This window comes from Bacterioplanoides sp. SCSIO 12839 (genome assembly GCF_024397975.1).
GTDB lineage: Bacteria > Pseudomonadota > Gammaproteobacteria > Pseudomonadales > Oceanobacteraceae > Bacterioplanoides.
This window is the reverse complement of the sequence record NZ_CP073745.1, coordinates 3,292,010-3,308,793: the sequence shown is the minus strand read 5'-3', so window position 1 is coordinate 3,308,793 and position 16,784 is coordinate 3,292,010. Positions and strand designations below refer to the sequence as shown.

Genomic DNA, 16,784 nt, shown 5'->3' with positions numbered 1-16,784 from the left:
TACTCTGCTCAGGAGCGGATCCGGTTCTATGGGAAAAACACAGTTTCACAGTGTTATGGCATCACAGGTTAAGGCGGTTTATTGCCTGTTGGCTGCTGTCGGACTGGCGGTGATCACGATATTAGACTGGTTTGAAAATAAGCTGATATTTGCCGCCGTAGCAGGAAGCTTTTCGTTACTGTTGGTGTTGTACGCGGGCTTTTTATTATTACGCCGGAAAAAACGTTCTTCCCCATACCCTGAATGGCTGTTAGTTGGCTTACTGACGTTGTTCACATTATTCGGTATGAATCAAAGTGCCCAGGTTGTGCATTGGGTTTATTTTGTTCCCGTATACACCTACTTCCTGTTTCCATTTCGTATTGCTAACTACATTACGCTGTTTTATAGCCTGATTCTGGTGATCATGGTGTTGAATCAGTTTGATAGTTATATCCGCCTGCAAATGTTGTTCACCTACGCCGCCTGTTATGCCTTTTCGGTGATGTATGCACTGATTAATGAGCGTAATAACCACGGGCTGACTGAAATTGTGAATACCGACCCTTTGACTCAGGTGTACAACGAACACCAGTTGTCCCTGGATCTGAACAAAGAAATGACCCGCGCTGATCGTCAGCGCAGTCAGCTGATGTTGCTGGCGATTGCCACACCGGTCAGCTGGCATAAGCTGAAAGTGGAAGATTATGAGCAGCGCCTGAGTTATCTGGGAAAAAAACTGCGTCATAGCTTGCGCAACTATGACTCCTGTTATCGTCTCAATACGGACGATTTTATTATCCTGATGCCACACAGCGGTAATGATGAGGCGGTTCAGCTTCAGAGTGTTATTCAGGAAGTGATGAAGAGCACCCGTTATCCTGAACTGCATGATATGCAGATGCATCAGGAGCACTACCGCCCGGACGACGATACTCACAGTTTAATTGAGCGGGTAATGGAGACACTGCATGCTGAGTAATATCCCCCAGGACCAGCTGCAGCCACGGTTACAGATTCTGGTTTATATTCTGGCAGCTCTGGCGGTCACTATTCTGATGTACGATCAGTACTATCAGGGGTTGTACCCTTTGGTGCTGAGTAATGCTATTGCCATTCCGGCCTTTTTATTCAGCGCGATTTTTATTTATATCAACCGCGACCGAGATACTTACGCCTGGGTTAATTACCCGCTGATTTTACTGCTGGTTTTACTGGCGCTGTATCAGCTGCCGCGTTACCCACAGCTGATGATTCATTATCTTTATGCTGTGCCGCTGTTCAGCTATTTTTGTTTACCCATTCTTCATGCGACGTTGTTTAACTTTCTGGTGGCGGCAGCCGTCATTGTGATTGTCTGGACCGATGCAGGCACTGCGATTGGCTTACGCACCGGAACAAACTATCTGTTGCTGGTTGTCTCAGCCTGGTGTTTTGCCTACCTGACTCAACTTAAATCGGAGTCTCTGAAGCGCATGGCACTGACGGACCCGGAAAGCAGTGCTTACAATGCCAGGCATTTTCAGAATGCGCTCGAACGTGAGATTGCCCGCAGTGAGACGACACGCCAGAGTGTTTCGCTCATTGGTCTGGTCATCGAAGATTATCAGCAGCTGATCGATTTACACGGAAAGTGGGTTATGCAACAGCTGTTACCGAACTTTGTTGGTCGAGCGCAGGAACAGATTCGCGCGGCTGATGAAGTATTTCGTCTGGAAAAAGATAAATTCGTGTTGATTCTGCCCCATTGTCCGGAAGATGGGGCGATCATTCTGATGGAACGTATCAAGCGTAATATGCAGTCGCATACCTGGAAGCCGGTCAGTGAAATTGAACTGGCAACGGCAGCCGTCAGCTGGCAGCCTGGGGAAGACAGTGGCGATCTGGAAAAGCGTCTTGAAATGAAGCTTAAAAAACAAAAGCGGGCCAGCTTACAGCTGGCAGCTTTTGATGAATAACGGACTTCTTTACAGGCTCTAGGTTGACGCCCGGATAATACGCACCAGCGTTTGGGTTTTTGCTCGCGGCATATCTAAGGTGTCGTAAAAGGAAGCCGGATCGTGCACCTCGACGTGGCTGAACCCATCTTCCTGAAATCCTTGCTGAATGGCTTCGTCACTGCGGTAATGCAGTGGCCATTGTCCTCGGGTAAAAAAGCCAACCAACTTTTGGGCGAACTGAACGTACTTATAAGACGGATGCTCAATAAAATCCGGGTACAGGTCTGTGACGTAAAATCCTTGTGGAAACTGTTTCAGGCCCTGAGCCATGTGTGACCAGACTTGTTTGATGGTGGCCAGGTCAAAATAATTCACCAGACCTTCGGTCACAATCGCTGTTTTTTTCGTCGGATCCAGTTGGCTGAGTAACGACTGAATCGACAGCTCCCCATCCTGCTCAAGAATGTTGCAAGGAAATACCTGATGTTGGGAATCAACACCGATCTTCTGCAGTAGGGTTTGTTTGCGTTGCGCCATGCCGGGTAGGTCACCCTCAATATAACGCAGTTGAGGGTATTTCTGTTTCAGCCGATATCCACGCGGTGACAAGCCACAGGCGAGTTCGAGTACCTGCTCGACCCCTTCCTCCAGAATCAGTCTTTCAATCTGATGATCAATAACGGAGTGGCGCTGTAATAAAAAAACATCGATATCCGCCCCGGCAACGTTGCGTAAAAAAGCATTGATGGGTGTTAACACTGCATTCGCAAGCCGGCCGGTGCTGGTGGCAAACTCGGTGGCCGATAAACCATGTTTAAACCAGACATAGCCGGTGTAATGGGCGCTGATGCTGATACGAGATGTATCCGTAGTCATGAGGTACTCTTTGGTGAGTTATTGTTGTTATATTGGCTAAGCATACCGGGAAGTTGGCCTGCAAACCAAGCTCACTGATTACGATAGAAATTCAGATCTTTGTTGGCTTCGTTCAGCTGATATTCGAGGTCCGCGACTTTTTGTTTAAGCTCACGTGAGGCTTCTTGTTCCTGCTGGTGTTGCTCCAGCACCTGTTGCATATCTGCTTTGGCGCCGTCTACTTGCGCCTTCCAGCGTTTACTAAGCTGCCAGCCAACAATTCCCCCGCCAATGATCATGCCTGCCAGAATGGCAAAAACCAACGTCATGAAAACTCTCCGTTTGTATCACTGAATGTATTCCCGGCCAGTGTATCAGAGTTGTCTGGCTTGTACTCAGGCCGGAGGTGTCTGATAGAATCGCGCATCTGTTTATCCGGAAATAAAAGGCAAGCGTGTGACAATTGGCCAGCTAGTAGAGAAGAGTGGAGCACAGATCCGTATTTTTGATCTTGGACGCCGCATCGAAAAAGTGTCGAAAAAAGACTTTGCTGATTTTGAACAGCTGGCAAAGCCTTATCCGGTGCCTTACCTGAAACACGCCTGGGTGGGTGTGCTCAGCTGGAACCCAAAACAAGCAGGCCAGCACAATATCTGGTTTCTGAAGTTGCCGCTGGATGAGCAAAACTTCCTTCAGCCGGGGCCACGGGATGCCTTTTTAGAGCATTGGCTGCGAGTGGTTGCCGATCCGGATAAAGAACATGGCGAAGCGCCGTGTTCATTTAAACCCGATCAGAATCGCATGGCGTATTTTCATTCCATTGCGTTAATGACGTTAGGTCAGCCAACCACTCAATATTACTCGACCAGCCGGGCTTACCTCAGTGGCGATCTGGGTTGGGATAACTGGCAACAACTTGGCTTGCAAGGGCTGGCCGAAGTGGTGGCCCGCCTGGGGCAGGACAACAATGAGGCGCTATTGTCTGGTGCTATAGGCAAGATGCCAGAGGTGCCGCGTAATGTGTTGCTGGGTTATCTTGAAAATGCTCAGCCGGGGCACGATCTGACAGTTGCTGTGAATGACTGTTTATCACAGGTAGTGGCAGCAGGGCCTGGAGCCGGTGATCTGGCGGCATTTGCCCGGGCATTGTCGCGCAGTGTGAACATCCAGCAGCGGCAGTTGTTGCTGCAGGCCATTCTGGCGCATCCGGTGAGTCGTTCGGTCGAAGTTCTGGCAGCGTTAGGAAGTCGCTGCTGGCAAGATCTGAGCGGTGAGCGATTGCTCGCTTATCTGGAAGTGCTTGCCGACAATGAAGAATCTGATAAAGGGCAGGGCGCACAGGTCTTTTGTGCGCTGGTGGCCGACCTGATGACACTGCCTGGCATGCGCGAGCAAATTTTACAGGCCTTCCGTAATCCACAGCGCAGCGACAAGCTCAGTGCCGCTATTGGTGAGCTGATGTCATTGGTAAATGCCGCCGACCATACGGTGCAATAACATGAACCCGCATGACTCTTCATCTTGCCCTTGTTGCTCTGGGGCAGGTTACGCTGATTGTTGTTTGCCTTTCCATCGGGGAAAGGCTGCTCCATCTCCCGAAGCTCTGATGCGATCACGCTACAGTGCCTTTGCGTTGGAGCTGGCTGATTATCTGAAGCAAACCTGGCATCCACAAACACGGCCACAGGACCTGACTCTGGAGCCCAATACACAATGGTTGAAGCTTGATGTATTGAACAGCACGACTACTGGTGAGCAGGGAACCGTCAGCTTTGTCGCGACCTTCAAAGAGAAAAGTGAATACCTGCAGCTGTCCGAAACATCGGATTTTGTGTTTGATGATGGGGTCTGGTACTACCTCGATGGGAATGCTCAATTTGAAACCTTTAAGCCAGGCCGTAACGACCCTTGTTTATGCGGCAGCGGCAAAAAGTTCAAAAAGTGTTGTGGATGATGGTTGGTTGTATTTTGCTCAATTGACTTTCTTTCCATTTCATAAAATCTTCTGACTTCTTGCTTGAATAACTTAAGAAACGGTCTAAAATGCGACCCTCGTCACATGATGTCACAATTTGTAACGCTTGCGATGTGTCTGAAAGGAAAAGTTAACTCCGTTAAAACGGTTTTTCACCTGTGTTTTAATGATTTACGGATTTGCTATGGAAAGCGTCGTGCTACATAAACGCTCCTCGTTTGCCATTATGACGGATGTTGTCATGGCTTTATTGGTGAGAGAGCTTAAAACTCGTTTTGGCTCCAGCCGCTTAGGTTACTTCTGGGCCTTAGCTGAGCCAATACTGCAAGCCTCTGTCATGGCTGTGATCTTTACCGTATTGCAGCGTACATCGGTAAACGGCATTGAAATTGCCCCCTTTCTTCTTGTGGCTGTTGTTCCGTTTAAGTTTTTTGCAAAATTATTGCCCCAGCTAACCGTTGCTGCGCAATCGAACCAGGCCTTATTAGCTTACCGTCAGGTTACTCCGATAGATCCGCTTCTTACGCGTTTTATCATTGAGGTAGCGACACTGATTCTTGTGTTTGTGATTATTGGTCTGATCATGTCCTGGTTGGGGTTTAACATGTGGCCACAAGATCTGCTTGCCCTGATACTGGTGTTGGGAGTCCTGGCATGGCTCGGCTTTGGCATAGGCCTGTGTTTATGTGTGGCGGTTATCTACTGGAAAGATACAACCAAACTTTTATCTTTTGTAATGGCGCCCATGTTTTTTATTTCCGGAATTTTCTTTGCCGCTACGATGATTCCTGAACCCTTTTGGAAATACTTTACCTGGAATCCGATTTTTCATGCGTTGGAATTAAGCAGAGATGCGTATTTTAAAGCGTATGAGACGCCAGTAGGTGATCTTGCCTTTATTGCCGGGTGTGCGTTGTTCTTTAACGCGCTTGGCCTGATGTTGTATCAGGTTAATAAGCATAAGTTTGTTTCATCATGATTTATTTAGAGGATGTCAGTCGGTATTTTGTTACCAAGCAAGGCCGCAGGTACGTTTTTAAAAACGTAACCGCTGCGATCCCATGTGATAAAAGTGTCGCTATTTTAGGCCCTAACGGCGCAGGAAAATCGACATTGGTCAGGATGCTCGGAGGAGCTGACAGTCCTAACAAAGGCAAAATATCCAGTGATGAAAATGTGTCCTGGCCGCTTGGGCTTCAGGGCGGGCTACAGGGCAGTATGACTGGCCGTGAAAATGTAAGGTTTGTTGCCCGTATTCATGGTGTTAAAGACACTCGCCAAATTGAACAGCAAGTAGAAGATTTTGCAGAAATTGGCAGCTACTTTGATGAACCTGTCAAAAGTTATTCGAATGGCATGCGAGCGCGTGTCGCCTTTGGCCTGACTATGGGCTTTGATTTTGATTTTGATGTACTGCTGATTGATGAGTTGACCGCTGTTGGAGATGCAAGGTTTAAGAAGAAATCTGAAGCAATATTGCAGCAGAAGTACAAAAAGACCAAGGTGTTTATGGTGAATCATTCTGTTGAGCAGCTGAAAAAATTTTGTGAAGCGGCAATCGTTATTGAGAATGCAGGTATCACATATTATGAAAATTTAGCCGACGGTTTAGAGCGTTACCGGAGTTTATATGACAATGCCTGATAATTCGCTGCCTAAGCCTGCTGAAGCTGATAGCGAGAAAACGAAGCAGGCGCTGAACCCTGCACAAAGAAAGCTGAAAAAGCTTAAAAATAAACCTGTTCAGTTTGTAAAAGACTCTAAGGCTTATACAAAGGCAAAAACAGGCTTGTATCTGACAAGAGCAAAGCTGGGCTCATTCGCATTAGTCGTTTTGCTATCTATCTTCATTGTTGTGTATTACACGCTCATTGCTTCGCCTCGTTATGTCAGTGAAACACAGTTTGTAGTCAAGCAGGCTGCGGGCAATGAAATACCGCTGCCAGGGTTGGCATCGTTGGCAGGCTCAACCTCAGGAATGAGGGATGCTTTGATTCTGAAGCGGTTTATTGAGTCTCGTGAGATGGCTGTAGCATTGGATAACAGCGTTGCATTAAAAGCGCACTATGAAAACTCTGACTGGGATACTTTAAGCCGATTACAGCATTCAAGTACTGTTGAAGACTACGTTGAGTATTACAAGCAGCATATTTTGGTTTTTTACGATGAAATGTCAGATGTGCTACGTGTAGAAGTGCAAACATTTAACCGTGAATATTCATTAATGGTTGCTCAGTCATTATTAAAAATCAGTGAAAAGTTTATTAATGATCTTGGAGCTGAAATGGTTGATCAGCAAACTACCTTTGCCAGGGAAGAAGTTGAACGTTCCTATCAACAGTTAAAGAAGCAACAGACAACATTAATTGCATTTCAGGACGAGTTTCAGCTTTATAATCCAGAGCAGCAAGGATCTGCTGTCGTTCAGGTTATTAATGAATTAGAGGCTAAAATCAGTAAAGAACAGGCTGAACTAAAATCGTTACAGGTTGTCATGAGATCAGACTCTTCTGAAGTAAGAACTAAGAAAATCAGAATTGATGCCTTGCAGCAACAGCTCGCAGAAGAAAAAGAAAGGCTGACTCAACAAGATAAACAATCATTAAATAAAATTAATGTCTCCTACCAAAAGATACAGCTTGAGACTGAGTTAGCTGCCGACATATATAAGAGTTCGTTGGCTAGCCTGGAGTCCGTCAGAATTGAAGCCTATAAAAAATTAAAGCATTTGTTGATTATCGAGTATCCGGCGCTATCTGAAGAAGACAAATACCCGAGAAGGATATACAACATTGTGACCTGGTTTGTTGTGCTTATTCTGCTTTATCTGGTGATCAGGTTGATTGTCGTCGTCATCAAAGAACATAGGGACTAATAATGACTTGGTTTAAAAATACCCTGGCATTGCTAATGCTTTGTTTATCGTCATTAGCACTTGCTATCTCAATTGAAAGTAATCCTGAGGCAGAGTCAGAAGAGATTATTCTGGATTCTGATGAGAATAACCTATACGGCAGCTGGATGTTTAACGGAGGGTTTTCCCAGGCAACGTTTTCTGGCATTAATCCGGACTACCGAATTGCACCGGGTGACACTTTGCTGATGCAAATGTGGGGTGGAGTTGAGTTTCAAAAGGATGTGGTGGTCGACCCTCGCGGTAATATTTTTCTGCCTAAGATAGGGCCGGTGAAAGTTCAGGGGGTTACCAATGCAGAACTGAACCATGTGATCACTAAGTCTATCAAAAGAGTTTATAAGTCGAATGTTGAGGCTTATGTCACGCTTGTATCAACACAAAAAGTAAAAGTTTTTTTATCTGGGCTGGTTAATAAGCCCGGGCTTTATGAAGGGCAGTCAGCGGATAGTGTTCTTAAATTTATTGATCTTGCAGGTGGTATTCGCTCTGATATCGGTGGCTATCGCCAGATTCAGCATCGAAGAGCTGGAAAAACACTTGAGCATATTGATCTGTACAAGTTTTTATCTGCGGGTGATATCCCATTTTCACAACTTCAGGATGGCGATGTAATTTTTGTTGGTCCACGTCAGGGCCTGGTTACTGTTGAAGGTGAGGTTGGCTTCTCTGGAAAATATGAGATTTCTGGCTCCTCTGAGTCTGTGACATCTATTTTAAATGCCATTGTTCCAACGGATCGTGCTACTCACTTGACAGTTATTGAGTCTGAAAATGGGGTTGTGGATGCATCGCAGTATTCACTGAATAATATCGGCACTGAGCTGGTAAAAAATGGAGCATTGCTAAAGTTGTCTGCTCAATTACGAGCGGCCAGCATCAGTGTTGAAATTCTGGGCGAGCATGATTCTGAGAATGAAATGGTAATCCCTTGGGGGACATCGCTTGCTGAAGTTATTAAAACAATTCAATACACGAGACTTGCAGATACCTCGGGTTTACAGCTTTATCGTGATTCGGTTGCAAAGCGACAAAAAGAAATGTTGGAAGCGTCCTTGTCTGCATTGGAGCAAAGTGTTCTGACTGCGCGTTCCAGCTCGAAAGAAGAAGCGCAACTGCGCGAGGCCGAAGCAAGAATCATTTTGCAATGGATTGAAAAAGCCAAGCAGGTTCAGCCACGTGGTCAGGTGCTTCTGACAGATGGATATGATGCAAGCAAAATAATTTTGCAACAAGGCGATCGTATAGTGGTTCCCGCTAAAAAGAATCTGGTTATGGTCCATGGTGAAGTTTTATTTCCAACAGCTGTTGCCTACAACGATAAAATGACGATTGGGAAGTTTATTAATAAGGCTGGAGGAATTGGCAATGGTGCTGATGACTACAGAATTTTGGTTATGCGACCAAATGGCGGTTTTGATGACCTTTCCGATGATTTGAATGACGAGGATGAGGTGAGTGCTGGTGACGAAATATTTGTGTTGCCGGAACCTGATACTAAGTCATTGCAAATAACGAAAGATATCAGCCAGGTAATCTATCAAATAGCCGTATCAGCAGCCGTTGTTGTAGCGTTATAAATATTAATTGGGAAAATATGATGGTCACTTTGAAGCAAGGGAAGAAAGCAGGAAGAAAAGGTATTATTTTAGCTGGCGGCTCAGGTACGCGGTTATATCCTTTAACGAAGTCGGTTAGTAAGCAGTTAATGCCTGTGTATGATAAACCGATGATTTATTACCCGCTGAGTACGCTAATGCTGGCTGGTATTACAGAGTTTCTTATTATCACTACGCCGCAAGATAGTGAAAATTTTAAAAATCTGCTCGGTGATGGTGCGGACTGGGGGATCAGTATTGAATATGCTGTTCAACCGTCTCCTGATGGTCTGGCTCAGGCATTTATTATTGGTGAAGAATTTATTGGTGATTCCTCGGTTGCTCTGATTCTGGGTGATAATTTGTTCTTCGGACAAAATATGTCTAAAGATATGCTTCAGGTTGCATCAAATCAGGAAACTGGCGCAACTGTCTTTGGATATCACGTTCAGGACCCTTCTGCGTACGGCGTTGTTGAGTTTGATGAAAAAGGCAAGGCAATATCCCTTGAAGAAAAACCACTTCATCCTAAGTCACATTATGCCGTTCCTGGATTGTACTTCTATGACAACCGGGTTGTAGAAATTGCTAAAAATGTTAAACCAAGCCCTCGTGGTGAGCTGGAAATTACTGACATTAATAAGGTATATCTTGATGATAATACGCTGAATGTTCAGATTCTGAGCCGGGGTACTGCATGGCTGGACACAGGAACACACGATAGCTTGCTAGATGCCAGTCACTTTATTGCAACGATTGAGAAAAGACAGGGTTTAAAAGTATGCTGCCCTGAAGAAATCGCTTTTCGTTTAGGCTTGATAAGTGCAGAGCAACTCGACGCGTTAGCTCAACCGATGAAAAAGAATGGTTATGGTCAATACCTATTAGAAGTTTTGCGTGAGCACCGGGAAATCAAAGTTGATCATGCACAATTCCTGTCGACAAAATTTGGTCGTCGGGCTGAAGACCGACTGCAAATGAATCTGATGCGAAAAGCGGCTGAAGAGGCTGAAAAAGAGGCAAATGACTCATGATGATTGTTGATACCGGAATCCCTGATGTAAAGATCATTGAGCCAAAAGTATTTGGTGATGATCGAGGCTTCTTTATGGAAACATTCCGTCAGAATGTCATGGACGAACTGACTGGTGGTAAGCCATTTGTACAAGATAATCATTCGAAGTCAAAGCAGGGAATTCTTCGAGGGTTGCATTATCAGTTGGTTAACCCACAGGGTAAGCTGGTGCGTGTTGTACAGGGTGAGGTATACGATGTCGCAGTGGATATGCGTAAAAACTCGCCAACGTTTGGTCAATGGGAAGGCGTCATACTGTCAGCCGAAAATAAAAGAATGTTTTGGGTGCCAGAAGGCTTTGCTCATGCATTTTATGTGATCAGTGAAACAGCTGAATTTGTCTACAAATGCACTGATTATTATAACCCAGAGCATGAACGTTCATTGCTGTGGAATGATCCTGATCTGAATATTCCATGGCCTTTAGTTGGTGGCAATAAGCCGCTTTTATCAGACAAAGATGCTAACGGAACACCGTTTTCTGCAGCCGATACTTTTAACAATTAATAAGTGATAGTTATGAACAAGGTAGTTTTGACCGGTTGCAATGGACAGCTTGGTTCAGAGATTCAATACCTCTCCAGAGACAAATCTGATATTGAGTTATTCAGCTACGATGTAGAATCACTCGATATCAGTGACCTGGATGCAATCCGAGCAGTACTGACTGAAGTCCGGCCTCAAGCTGTCATTAATGCTGCAGCTTATACGGCTGTAGATAAAGCAGAAGAGGATGTTGAAAAAGCCTTTCTTGTAAATAAATCAGGGCCAGAAAATCTGGCTAAAGTTTGTTCAGAACTGAATATACGCCTGATTCATATTTCAACAGACTTCGTTTTTAATGGTGAAGTAAATTCTCCGTACTCAATTGATCATAAGCCTGACCCAATTGGTGTGTATGGTAAAAGTAAGCTGGCTGGTGATAATGCCGTAAGGGACATTTTACCTGAAGGCTCAATTATTATCAGAACATCATGGGTGTACAGCTCTTTTGGTAATAACTTTGTTAAAACGATGATTCGTTTGATGCAAGAGAAAGACCAGCTAGGCATTGTTTGGGACCAAATAGGGTCGCCCACTTATGCCAGGAATCTTGCTGAGGCATGTTTAGCAATAATTGATAAACCCAGCCTGAGTGGTATTTATCATTGGAGCGATCTTGGTGTTGCCAGTTGGTACGACTTTGCCATTGCTATCCAGGATGTTGCAGTAGAGCTGGGTATTCTTAGTTCGAGTATTCCGGTCAATCCTATCTTTTCCAGTGAATATCCAACACCAGCCAAGCGACCCGCTTATAGTGTAATGGATACAAAAGCACTTCGTGACGAGCTTAATTTAGCTGGCGAACACTGGCGTTCTGCGTTGTATAACATGCAACAAGAGCTGATTAAACAATAAATAAAAAATATTTAAATTTTAATGTTATTTTTTGACTATAGATCAACGGATAGTCGTAGAGGAAGAAATGAAAAGTTTATTGGTTACCGGTGGTGCAGGGTTTATTGGCTCCAATTTTGTGTTGTATTGGCTGGAAACTCACCCAGAAGATAAGGTTGTCGTATTGGATGCGCTGACTTACGCAGGGAATCGTGAAAATTTAAAAGCCGTTGAAGATGATCCTCGGTTTTATTTCGTGCATGGTGATATTTGCGACACCGCTTTGGTGGAAATGTTATTAAAGGAGCATCATATTGATACCCTGGTTCACTTTGCGGCTGAATCACATGTTGATCGCTCAATTGATGGTCCTGATGCATTTATCGAAACCAATATTATAGGCACACACAGCCTACTGAAAGCGGCCAAAAAAGTCTGGATAGATGAGCCTAAAGCAACAACTGGTGAAATGTTGCCACATCGCTTTCATCATGTTTCAACTGACGAAGTATATGGAACGTTATCGCCAACCGACCCGGCCTTCACCGAAGAAACTCAGTACGCACCAAATAGCCCATACTCAGCCAGCAAAGCAGCGTCAGACCATCTCGTCAGGGCTTATCACCACACTTACGGTTTGGAAGTCACAACGTCAAACTGCTCAAATAACTATGGGCCTTTGCACTTCCCTGAAAAACTCATTCCTTTGGTGATTACCAATATTTTATTTGATAAATCCTTGCCAATTTATGGTGATGGTAAGCAAATTCGTGATTGGTTATATGTTACTGATCATGCACGTGGTATCGAATTGGTTATTAATAATGGCCGATTAGGTGAATGCTACAACATTGGCGGTATTAATGAATGGGCGAATATCGACATTGTTAACCTTGTCTGTCGGTTAATGGATGAATCATTTAAAAATAACCCTGAATTAGCCAAGCAATATCCACACGCAAAGGCTGCTATTTCAGGTGAATCTGCCTCTTTGATTACCTATGTAACAGATCGCGCAGGCCACGACCGCCGATATGCGATTGATCCTAAAAAGTCTAATGACGAATTAGGCTATCAGCCCGTTGAAAGTTTTGAGGCCGGGATCAGGAAAACCATTGAATGGTATCTCACGAATGAAGCATGGTGGACACCGCTTCTCGACACAAGCAAGTGATGCTCTTAATACAAGCAGTTTAGCGAAGGACGCTGCTTCTTGAGGAGGCAGTGAAGCTTAATATACAAATGTCGGCGAAGGACGCCGCTTATGGAGGAAAGCAGTGATGCTCAATGTGAAAATGGCGGCAAAGAAATTTATCAAAAAGCAGCACAGTTCAGATGAAGTACCATCAGAGATAACTCAGGCAATTGAAAAAATTGCTAACAGTGGACTGTTTGATGAAGAGTGGTATTTGCAATCTAACCCGGATGTTGCTGAAACTGGTGTTGCGCCATTAGAACACTTTTATTTCAACGGGTTTAAGGAAGGCCGTTCGCCGTCGTATCTGTTTGATACAGCGTGGTATTTGGCTACCTACCAGGATGTTGCTGATGCCCAAATGAATCCATTGGAGCATTACCTTGGCCATGGAGAGTTAGAAGGGCGGCAGCCATCTCCTTTTTTTAATCCAGAAGAATATCGTACAAACCTGGGTTTAGAAGAGTCTCAATCAGCGCTACACCATTATTACTACAATGCTAAAAGCCCGTTGGCCAGCCCGATTGATTGGTTCGATCCGTCATTCTATTTAAATGCATATCCTGATGTTGCCGAAGCTGAGCTGGATCCACTCAAGCACTTTATGCTTCAAGGTTATCTGGAAGGCAGAAACCCGCACGCCGAATTTGATAATGTCTGGTATGCAGAGACCTATCTTGATGGGGATTTATCGCGACACTCTCTCTACCACTACCTGACAGAAGGAAGTGCTCAGAATTATCAGACAAAAGCTCCGGAAGTAATCCCAGCTGCGGCAGAAGCGCAAAATACTGTGGCGCCTGTGCAATCAAATGATGAAGAATCTTATCTGAAGCCTGGTGCCGGGTTTGAAGAATTTAAATACGGTAATCGAACATTTGATCCTGAAGTAAAAGCCATTGCATATTACCTCCCACAATTTCACCCATTCAAAGAGAATAACGAATGGTGGGGAGAAGGGTTTACCGAATGGACGAATGTAACTCGCGGACAGAGTCGATTCGTGGGCCACTATCAGCCCCACTTGCCACGTGATCTCGGATTTTATGATTTAAGATTAAAAGAAACCCTTGCAGCACAAGCTGAAATGGCACGAAATGCAGGATTAGAAGGGTTTTGCTTTTACCACTATTGGTTTAATGGCAAGCGGTTAATGGATGGTCCAGCTAATATGCTGCTGGATAATAAAGACATCGAATTGCCTTTCTGTTTAATGTGGGCCAATGAAAACTGGACAAGAACCTGGGACGGTTATGAAAATGACGTTCTGATCGCGCAAGATTATCGTGACGAAGATGATGAAATTTTTGTGGCAGATATTGCCCGTCACTTCTCTGATGAACGGTATATCAAGATTGATGGTCGTCCTCTGTTTTTTATCTATCGACCAGGCATCATCCCTGATGCTAAAGAAAAAATAAAATTATGGCGCAAGCTATTTAATGAAAACCATGATTTTGATCCAATCATCTATATGGCCCAGGCGTTTGATGATATTGATCCGAGAAAATATGGCTTGGATGGTGCAATTGAATTTCCGCCACATAAGGTTGCTGCGGGTCTGGATTCCAAAGCTCAGCAGTGTGGCTTGAAAGATGAGAGCTTCACTGGTCACTATCCGTTGTACTCGGAAATGGTAGAACGAAGTATTGATGATGTTGACTTTGATTATAATGTAATCAAAGCCGTAACACCGATGTGGGATAATGAAGCCAGGAAGCCAGGTAAAGGAATGGGCTTTATTGGTTCAACACCCGAAAGGTATGAAAAATGGTTAAAGAGTGTCGTTAACTTCTCGAAAAATAACCCGATTGAAGGCAAACACCACTTCGTTGCAATTAATGCCTGGAATGAATGGGCTGAAGGGGCGCATTTAGAGCCTGACTGCCATTGGGGGAGTGCTTACTTAAATGCGACTTATCGTGCATTAAACGATGTGTCTGAAGTGAAAGGTAAATACCCGCTGGTGTTGATAGGTCATGATGCTTACAAGCATGGTGCACAGTTATTAACGCTGAATATCCTGAAAACTCTGAAGCAACAGTTTGGTGTTGATGTCAAATTGGTCATCCTGGGTGAAGGACCATTGGTTGAAGAGTATCAGAAGGTCGCAGAAACGTTTGTTTGCTATAACGACCTGAATGTATTTGAAGAGACCATTAAGACTCTCAAAGAAGAGTATGGTGTTTCAAGAGCCATTAGTAATACAACAGTATCTGGCAGGGGAGCGAAAATTCTCCATGATAATGGGTATGAATTTGTATCATTGATTCACGAATTAAAAAATCTGATTAGTGAATATCAGCTTGAAGGTGCTGCAAAAGACATTGCAGCATATTCAAAAAAGGTGATTTTTGCAGCAAAAGCAGTAGAAGACTCATTTGTTTCTGTTGTGGATGATGTGAATCATGAAAAATTAATTATTCATCCTCAGGGAATCTATCAAACTCTCAATAAAACAAGTGGTGCTCAGAAAGAGCTTAGGACCAGGCTCGGACTTTCTGATAGTGCAAAAATCATAACCAATGTTGGTTTTGCAGACCTGAGAAAAGGGTTTGATATTTTTGTTAATGTCGCAAAAGTATTGGTAGGCCAGGATTCAGATTATCACTTCCTTTGGATTGGTGATATCGAACAAAACCTGAAGCACTGGCTAAAGTCTGATATGGAAAGTTCTCTGCTCAAAGATAATTTCCACAATATCTCTTTCACCAATGAGATCTCACTGTACCTTGAAGGGTCAGATTGCTTTGCAATGACATCGCGTGAAGACCCTTTCCCATCTGTTGTGATGGAGTCATTAGCTTTAGGCATCCCTGTTGTTGGTTTTAATGGCGGTGGCGGTTTTGTTGAGCTGTTGGAAGACCCTCTGAACGGTGAAGCTGTTGCAATGGCTTCAATTGATGAAATGGCTACTGCAATTAAAAAGCAGATTAAGGGAAATACTTCAAAAAAATCAGCCAAAAGAAGTCAGGCTGCAGTTGATCGCTTTAAGTGGGATGACTATGTCTTCTCATTGTTGGAGTATCTTGATCCATCAATCAAGCGTGTTTCTGTGGTTGTTCCGAACTACAACTATCAAGATCATATTTCAGAACGCCTGCGCTCTGTGTTTGATCAGGCTTATCCTGTTTATGAAGTTGTCGTTCTTGATGATTTATCACCAGACAATAGTGTTGAAGTCATTAAGAACTATGCAGAGTCGCGCTCCAGAAAAATTGAATTAGTTGTTAATAAGAAAAATTCTGGTTCGGTTTTCAAGCAATGGAAAAAAGGTGCGGATTTAGCTCGGGGTGAATACCTGTGGATAGCAGAAGCAGACGACTCTGCCGACTCAGAATTTTTATCCAAAATATTAGCAGGCGATAATAACTTCAATCTGGCTTATACCGACTCGGTGCAAATTGACGAGAATAACAAACATCTGGCCGATGATTATCGATACTACTATGACAAAGGGTTGATCGAAAAGCTCGATCGTTCTGGAGTGTACAGTGGCCCAGAAGTTATTGAAGATTGCTTGGCCGTTAAGAACCAGTTTATGAATGTAAGCGCTATTTTGTTTAATGCAGAATCAGCGAAACAGTGTTTATCAGATCATCTTGATGAAATTTTAAACTTTAAAGTTGCTGGTGACTGGTATGTCTATGTGCAGATGCTTTCTCTGAAAGGGTCAAAGGCTAAGATTGTTGGTGAAAGCTTGAATGTGCATCGCCGTCATTCAGGTAGTGTGACGCGTCAGAACTACGATGTTCAGTTAAAGGAAATATCGAGTATCCAAGAGGATGCTTTGGAACTATGTAGGGGTTGTTCATCTATTAAAGAAATACAATCTGAGTATCTAAATGAAGTTAAGAAAGTTCTAGAAGGTTGAAT

General features: G+C 44.0%; 15 protein-coding genes. 13 read left to right on the top strand and 2 right to left on the bottom strand.

All coding sequences use genetic code 11. The features are described from left to right. The first annotated feature begins 28 nt into the window (after positions 1–28). Both KFF03_RS15015 and KFF03_RS15010 read left to right on the top strand, forming a co-directional pair. A complete protein-coding gene (locus tag KFF03_RS15015; protein ID WP_255857728.1) occupies positions 29–961 on the top strand; it encodes a diguanylate cyclase domain-containing protein in 933 nt (310 codons plus the stop codon). Then, positions 951–1,937, top strand: a complete 987-nt coding sequence (locus tag KFF03_RS15010; RefSeq protein ID WP_255857727.1) for a GGDEF domain-containing protein — start codon at positions 951–953, stop codon at positions 1,935–1,937. Before KFF03_RS15015 ends, KFF03_RS15010 begins: the two co-directional genes overlap by 11 nt. Positions 1,938–1,955: 18 nt before the next feature. Here the strand turns inward: KFF03_RS15010 and KFF03_RS15005 are convergent, their stop codons facing one another. Continuing rightward, positions 1,956–2,795 (bottom strand): class I SAM-dependent methyltransferase, encoded by an 840-nt coding sequence (locus KFF03_RS15005; protein ID WP_255857726.1) that lies wholly within the window; start codon positions 2,793–2,795, stop codon positions 1,956–1,958. A 71-nt stretch (positions 2,796–2,866) separates the two neighbouring features. Beyond that, positions 2,867–3,103 (bottom strand): hypothetical protein, encoded by a 237-nt coding sequence (locus tag KFF03_RS15000; protein ID WP_255857725.1) that lies wholly within the window; start codon positions 3,101–3,103, stop codon positions 2,867–2,869. A 127-nt stretch (positions 3,104–3,230) separates the two neighbouring features. On the opposite strand from KFF03_RS15000, the gene KFF03_RS14995 reads away from it, so the two are divergent. From KFF03_RS14995 to KFF03_RS14945, 11 genes are all read left to right on the top strand, one after another. Further along, entirely contained in the window at positions 3,231–4,271 is a 1,041-nt protein-coding gene (locus KFF03_RS14995) for a DUF3549 family protein (protein ID WP_255857724.1), read from the top strand. After that, a complete protein-coding gene (locus KFF03_RS14990; protein WP_370647415.1) occupies positions 4,246–4,728 on the top strand; it encodes a YchJ family protein in 483 nt (160 codons plus the stop codon). Before KFF03_RS14995 ends, KFF03_RS14990 begins: the two co-directional genes overlap by 26 nt. Before the next feature lie 205 nt (positions 4,729–4,933). Continuing rightward, entirely contained in the window at positions 4,934–5,728 is a 795-nt protein-coding gene (locus tag KFF03_RS14985) for an ABC transporter permease (RefSeq protein ID WP_255857722.1), read from the top strand. Further along, entirely contained in the window at positions 5,725–6,393 is a 669-nt protein-coding gene (locus KFF03_RS14980) for an ABC transporter ATP-binding protein (RefSeq protein WP_255857721.1), read from the top strand. Before KFF03_RS14985 ends, KFF03_RS14980 begins: the two co-directional genes overlap by 4 nt. After that, complete coding sequence (locus tag KFF03_RS14975) at positions 6,380–7,624, top strand: lipopolysaccharide biosynthesis protein (protein WP_255857720.1); 1,245 nt, start codon at positions 6,380–6,382, stop codon at positions 7,622–7,624. Before KFF03_RS14980 ends, KFF03_RS14975 begins: the two co-directional genes overlap by 14 nt. Positions 7,625–7,626: 2 nt before the next feature. After that, entirely contained in the window at positions 7,627–9,243 is a 1,617-nt protein-coding gene (locus KFF03_RS14970; protein ID WP_255857719.1) for a polysaccharide biosynthesis/export family protein, read from the top strand. Positions 9,244–9,260: 17 nt separating this feature from the next. Further along, entirely contained in the window at positions 9,261–10,295 is a 1,035-nt protein-coding gene (gene rfbA / locus KFF03_RS14965; RefSeq protein ID WP_255857718.1) for a glucose-1-phosphate thymidylyltransferase RfbA, read from the top strand. Next, positions 10,292–10,843, top strand: a complete 552-nt coding sequence (gene rfbC / locus KFF03_RS14960) for a dTDP-4-dehydrorhamnose 3,5-epimerase (protein WP_255857717.1) — start codon at positions 10,292–10,294, stop codon at positions 10,841–10,843. The genes rfbA and rfbC overlap by 4 nt, the downstream gene beginning before the upstream one ends. Positions 10,844–10,855: 12 nt before the next feature. Continuing rightward, positions 10,856–11,734, top strand: a complete 879-nt coding sequence (rfbD, locus tag KFF03_RS14955) for a dTDP-4-dehydrorhamnose reductase (protein ID WP_255857716.1) — start codon at positions 10,856–10,858, stop codon at positions 11,732–11,734. Positions 11,735–11,801: 67 nt separating this feature from the next. Then, positions 11,802–12,887 carry a dTDP-glucose 4,6-dehydratase gene (gene rfbB, locus KFF03_RS14950; RefSeq protein WP_255857715.1) on the top strand — a complete coding sequence of 362 codons (1,086 nt, stop codon included), beginning with the start codon at positions 11,802–11,804 and terminating at the stop codon, positions 12,885–12,887. A 106-nt stretch (positions 12,888–12,993) separates the two neighbouring features. Beyond that, positions 12,994–16,782: a glycoside hydrolase family 99-like domain-containing protein gene (locus KFF03_RS14945; RefSeq protein ID WP_255857714.1), complete on the top strand. Its 3,789-nt coding sequence runs from the start codon at positions 12,994–12,996 to the stop codon at positions 16,780–16,782. Positions 16,783–16,784: the final 2 nt, after the last annotated feature.

Bases quoted from the DNA above. Each gene is read 5' to 3' on its own strand.
- KFF03_RS15015 (WP_255857728.1), top strand. From the start codon at position 29: ATGGGAAAAACACAGTTTCACAGTGTTATGGCATCACAGGTTAAGGCG.
- KFF03_RS15010 (WP_255857727.1), top strand. From the start codon at position 951: ATGCTGAGTAATATCCCCCAGGACCAGCTGCAGCCACGGTTACAGATT.
- KFF03_RS15005 (WP_255857726.1), bottom strand. From the start codon at position 2,795: ATGACTACGGATACATCTCGTATCAGCATCAGCGCCCATTACACCGGC.
- KFF03_RS15000 (WP_255857725.1), bottom strand. From the start codon at position 3,103: ATGACGTTGGTTTTTGCCATTCTGGCAGGCATGATCATTGGCGGGGGA.
- KFF03_RS14990 (WP_370647415.1), top strand. From the start codon at position 4,246: ATGCCGCCGACCATACGGTGCAATAACATGAACCCGCATGACTCTTCA.
- KFF03_RS14985 (WP_255857722.1), top strand. From the start codon at position 4,934: ATGGAAAGCGTCGTGCTACATAAACGCTCCTCGTTTGCCATTATGACG.
- KFF03_RS14980 (WP_255857721.1), top strand. From the start codon at position 5,725: ATGATTTATTTAGAGGATGTCAGTCGGTATTTTGTTACCAAGCAAGGC.
- KFF03_RS14975 (WP_255857720.1), top strand. From the start codon at position 6,380: ATGACAATGCCTGATAATTCGCTGCCTAAGCCTGCTGAAGCTGATAGC.
- KFF03_RS14970 (WP_255857719.1), top strand. From the start codon at position 7,627: ATGACTTGGTTTAAAAATACCCTGGCATTGCTAATGCTTTGTTTATCG.
- rfbA (WP_255857718.1), top strand. From the start codon at position 9,261: ATGATGGTCACTTTGAAGCAAGGGAAGAAAGCAGGAAGAAAAGGTATT.
- rfbC (WP_255857717.1), top strand. From the start codon at position 10,292: ATGATGATTGTTGATACCGGAATCCCTGATGTAAAGATCATTGAGCCA.
- rfbD (WP_255857716.1), top strand. From the start codon at position 10,856: ATGAACAAGGTAGTTTTGACCGGTTGCAATGGACAGCTTGGTTCAGAG.
- rfbB (WP_255857715.1), top strand. From the start codon at position 11,802: ATGAAAAGTTTATTGGTTACCGGTGGTGCAGGGTTTATTGGCTCCAAT.
- KFF03_RS14945 (WP_255857714.1), top strand. From the start codon at position 12,994: ATGCTCAATGTGAAAATGGCGGCAAAGAAATTTATCAAAAAGCAGCAC.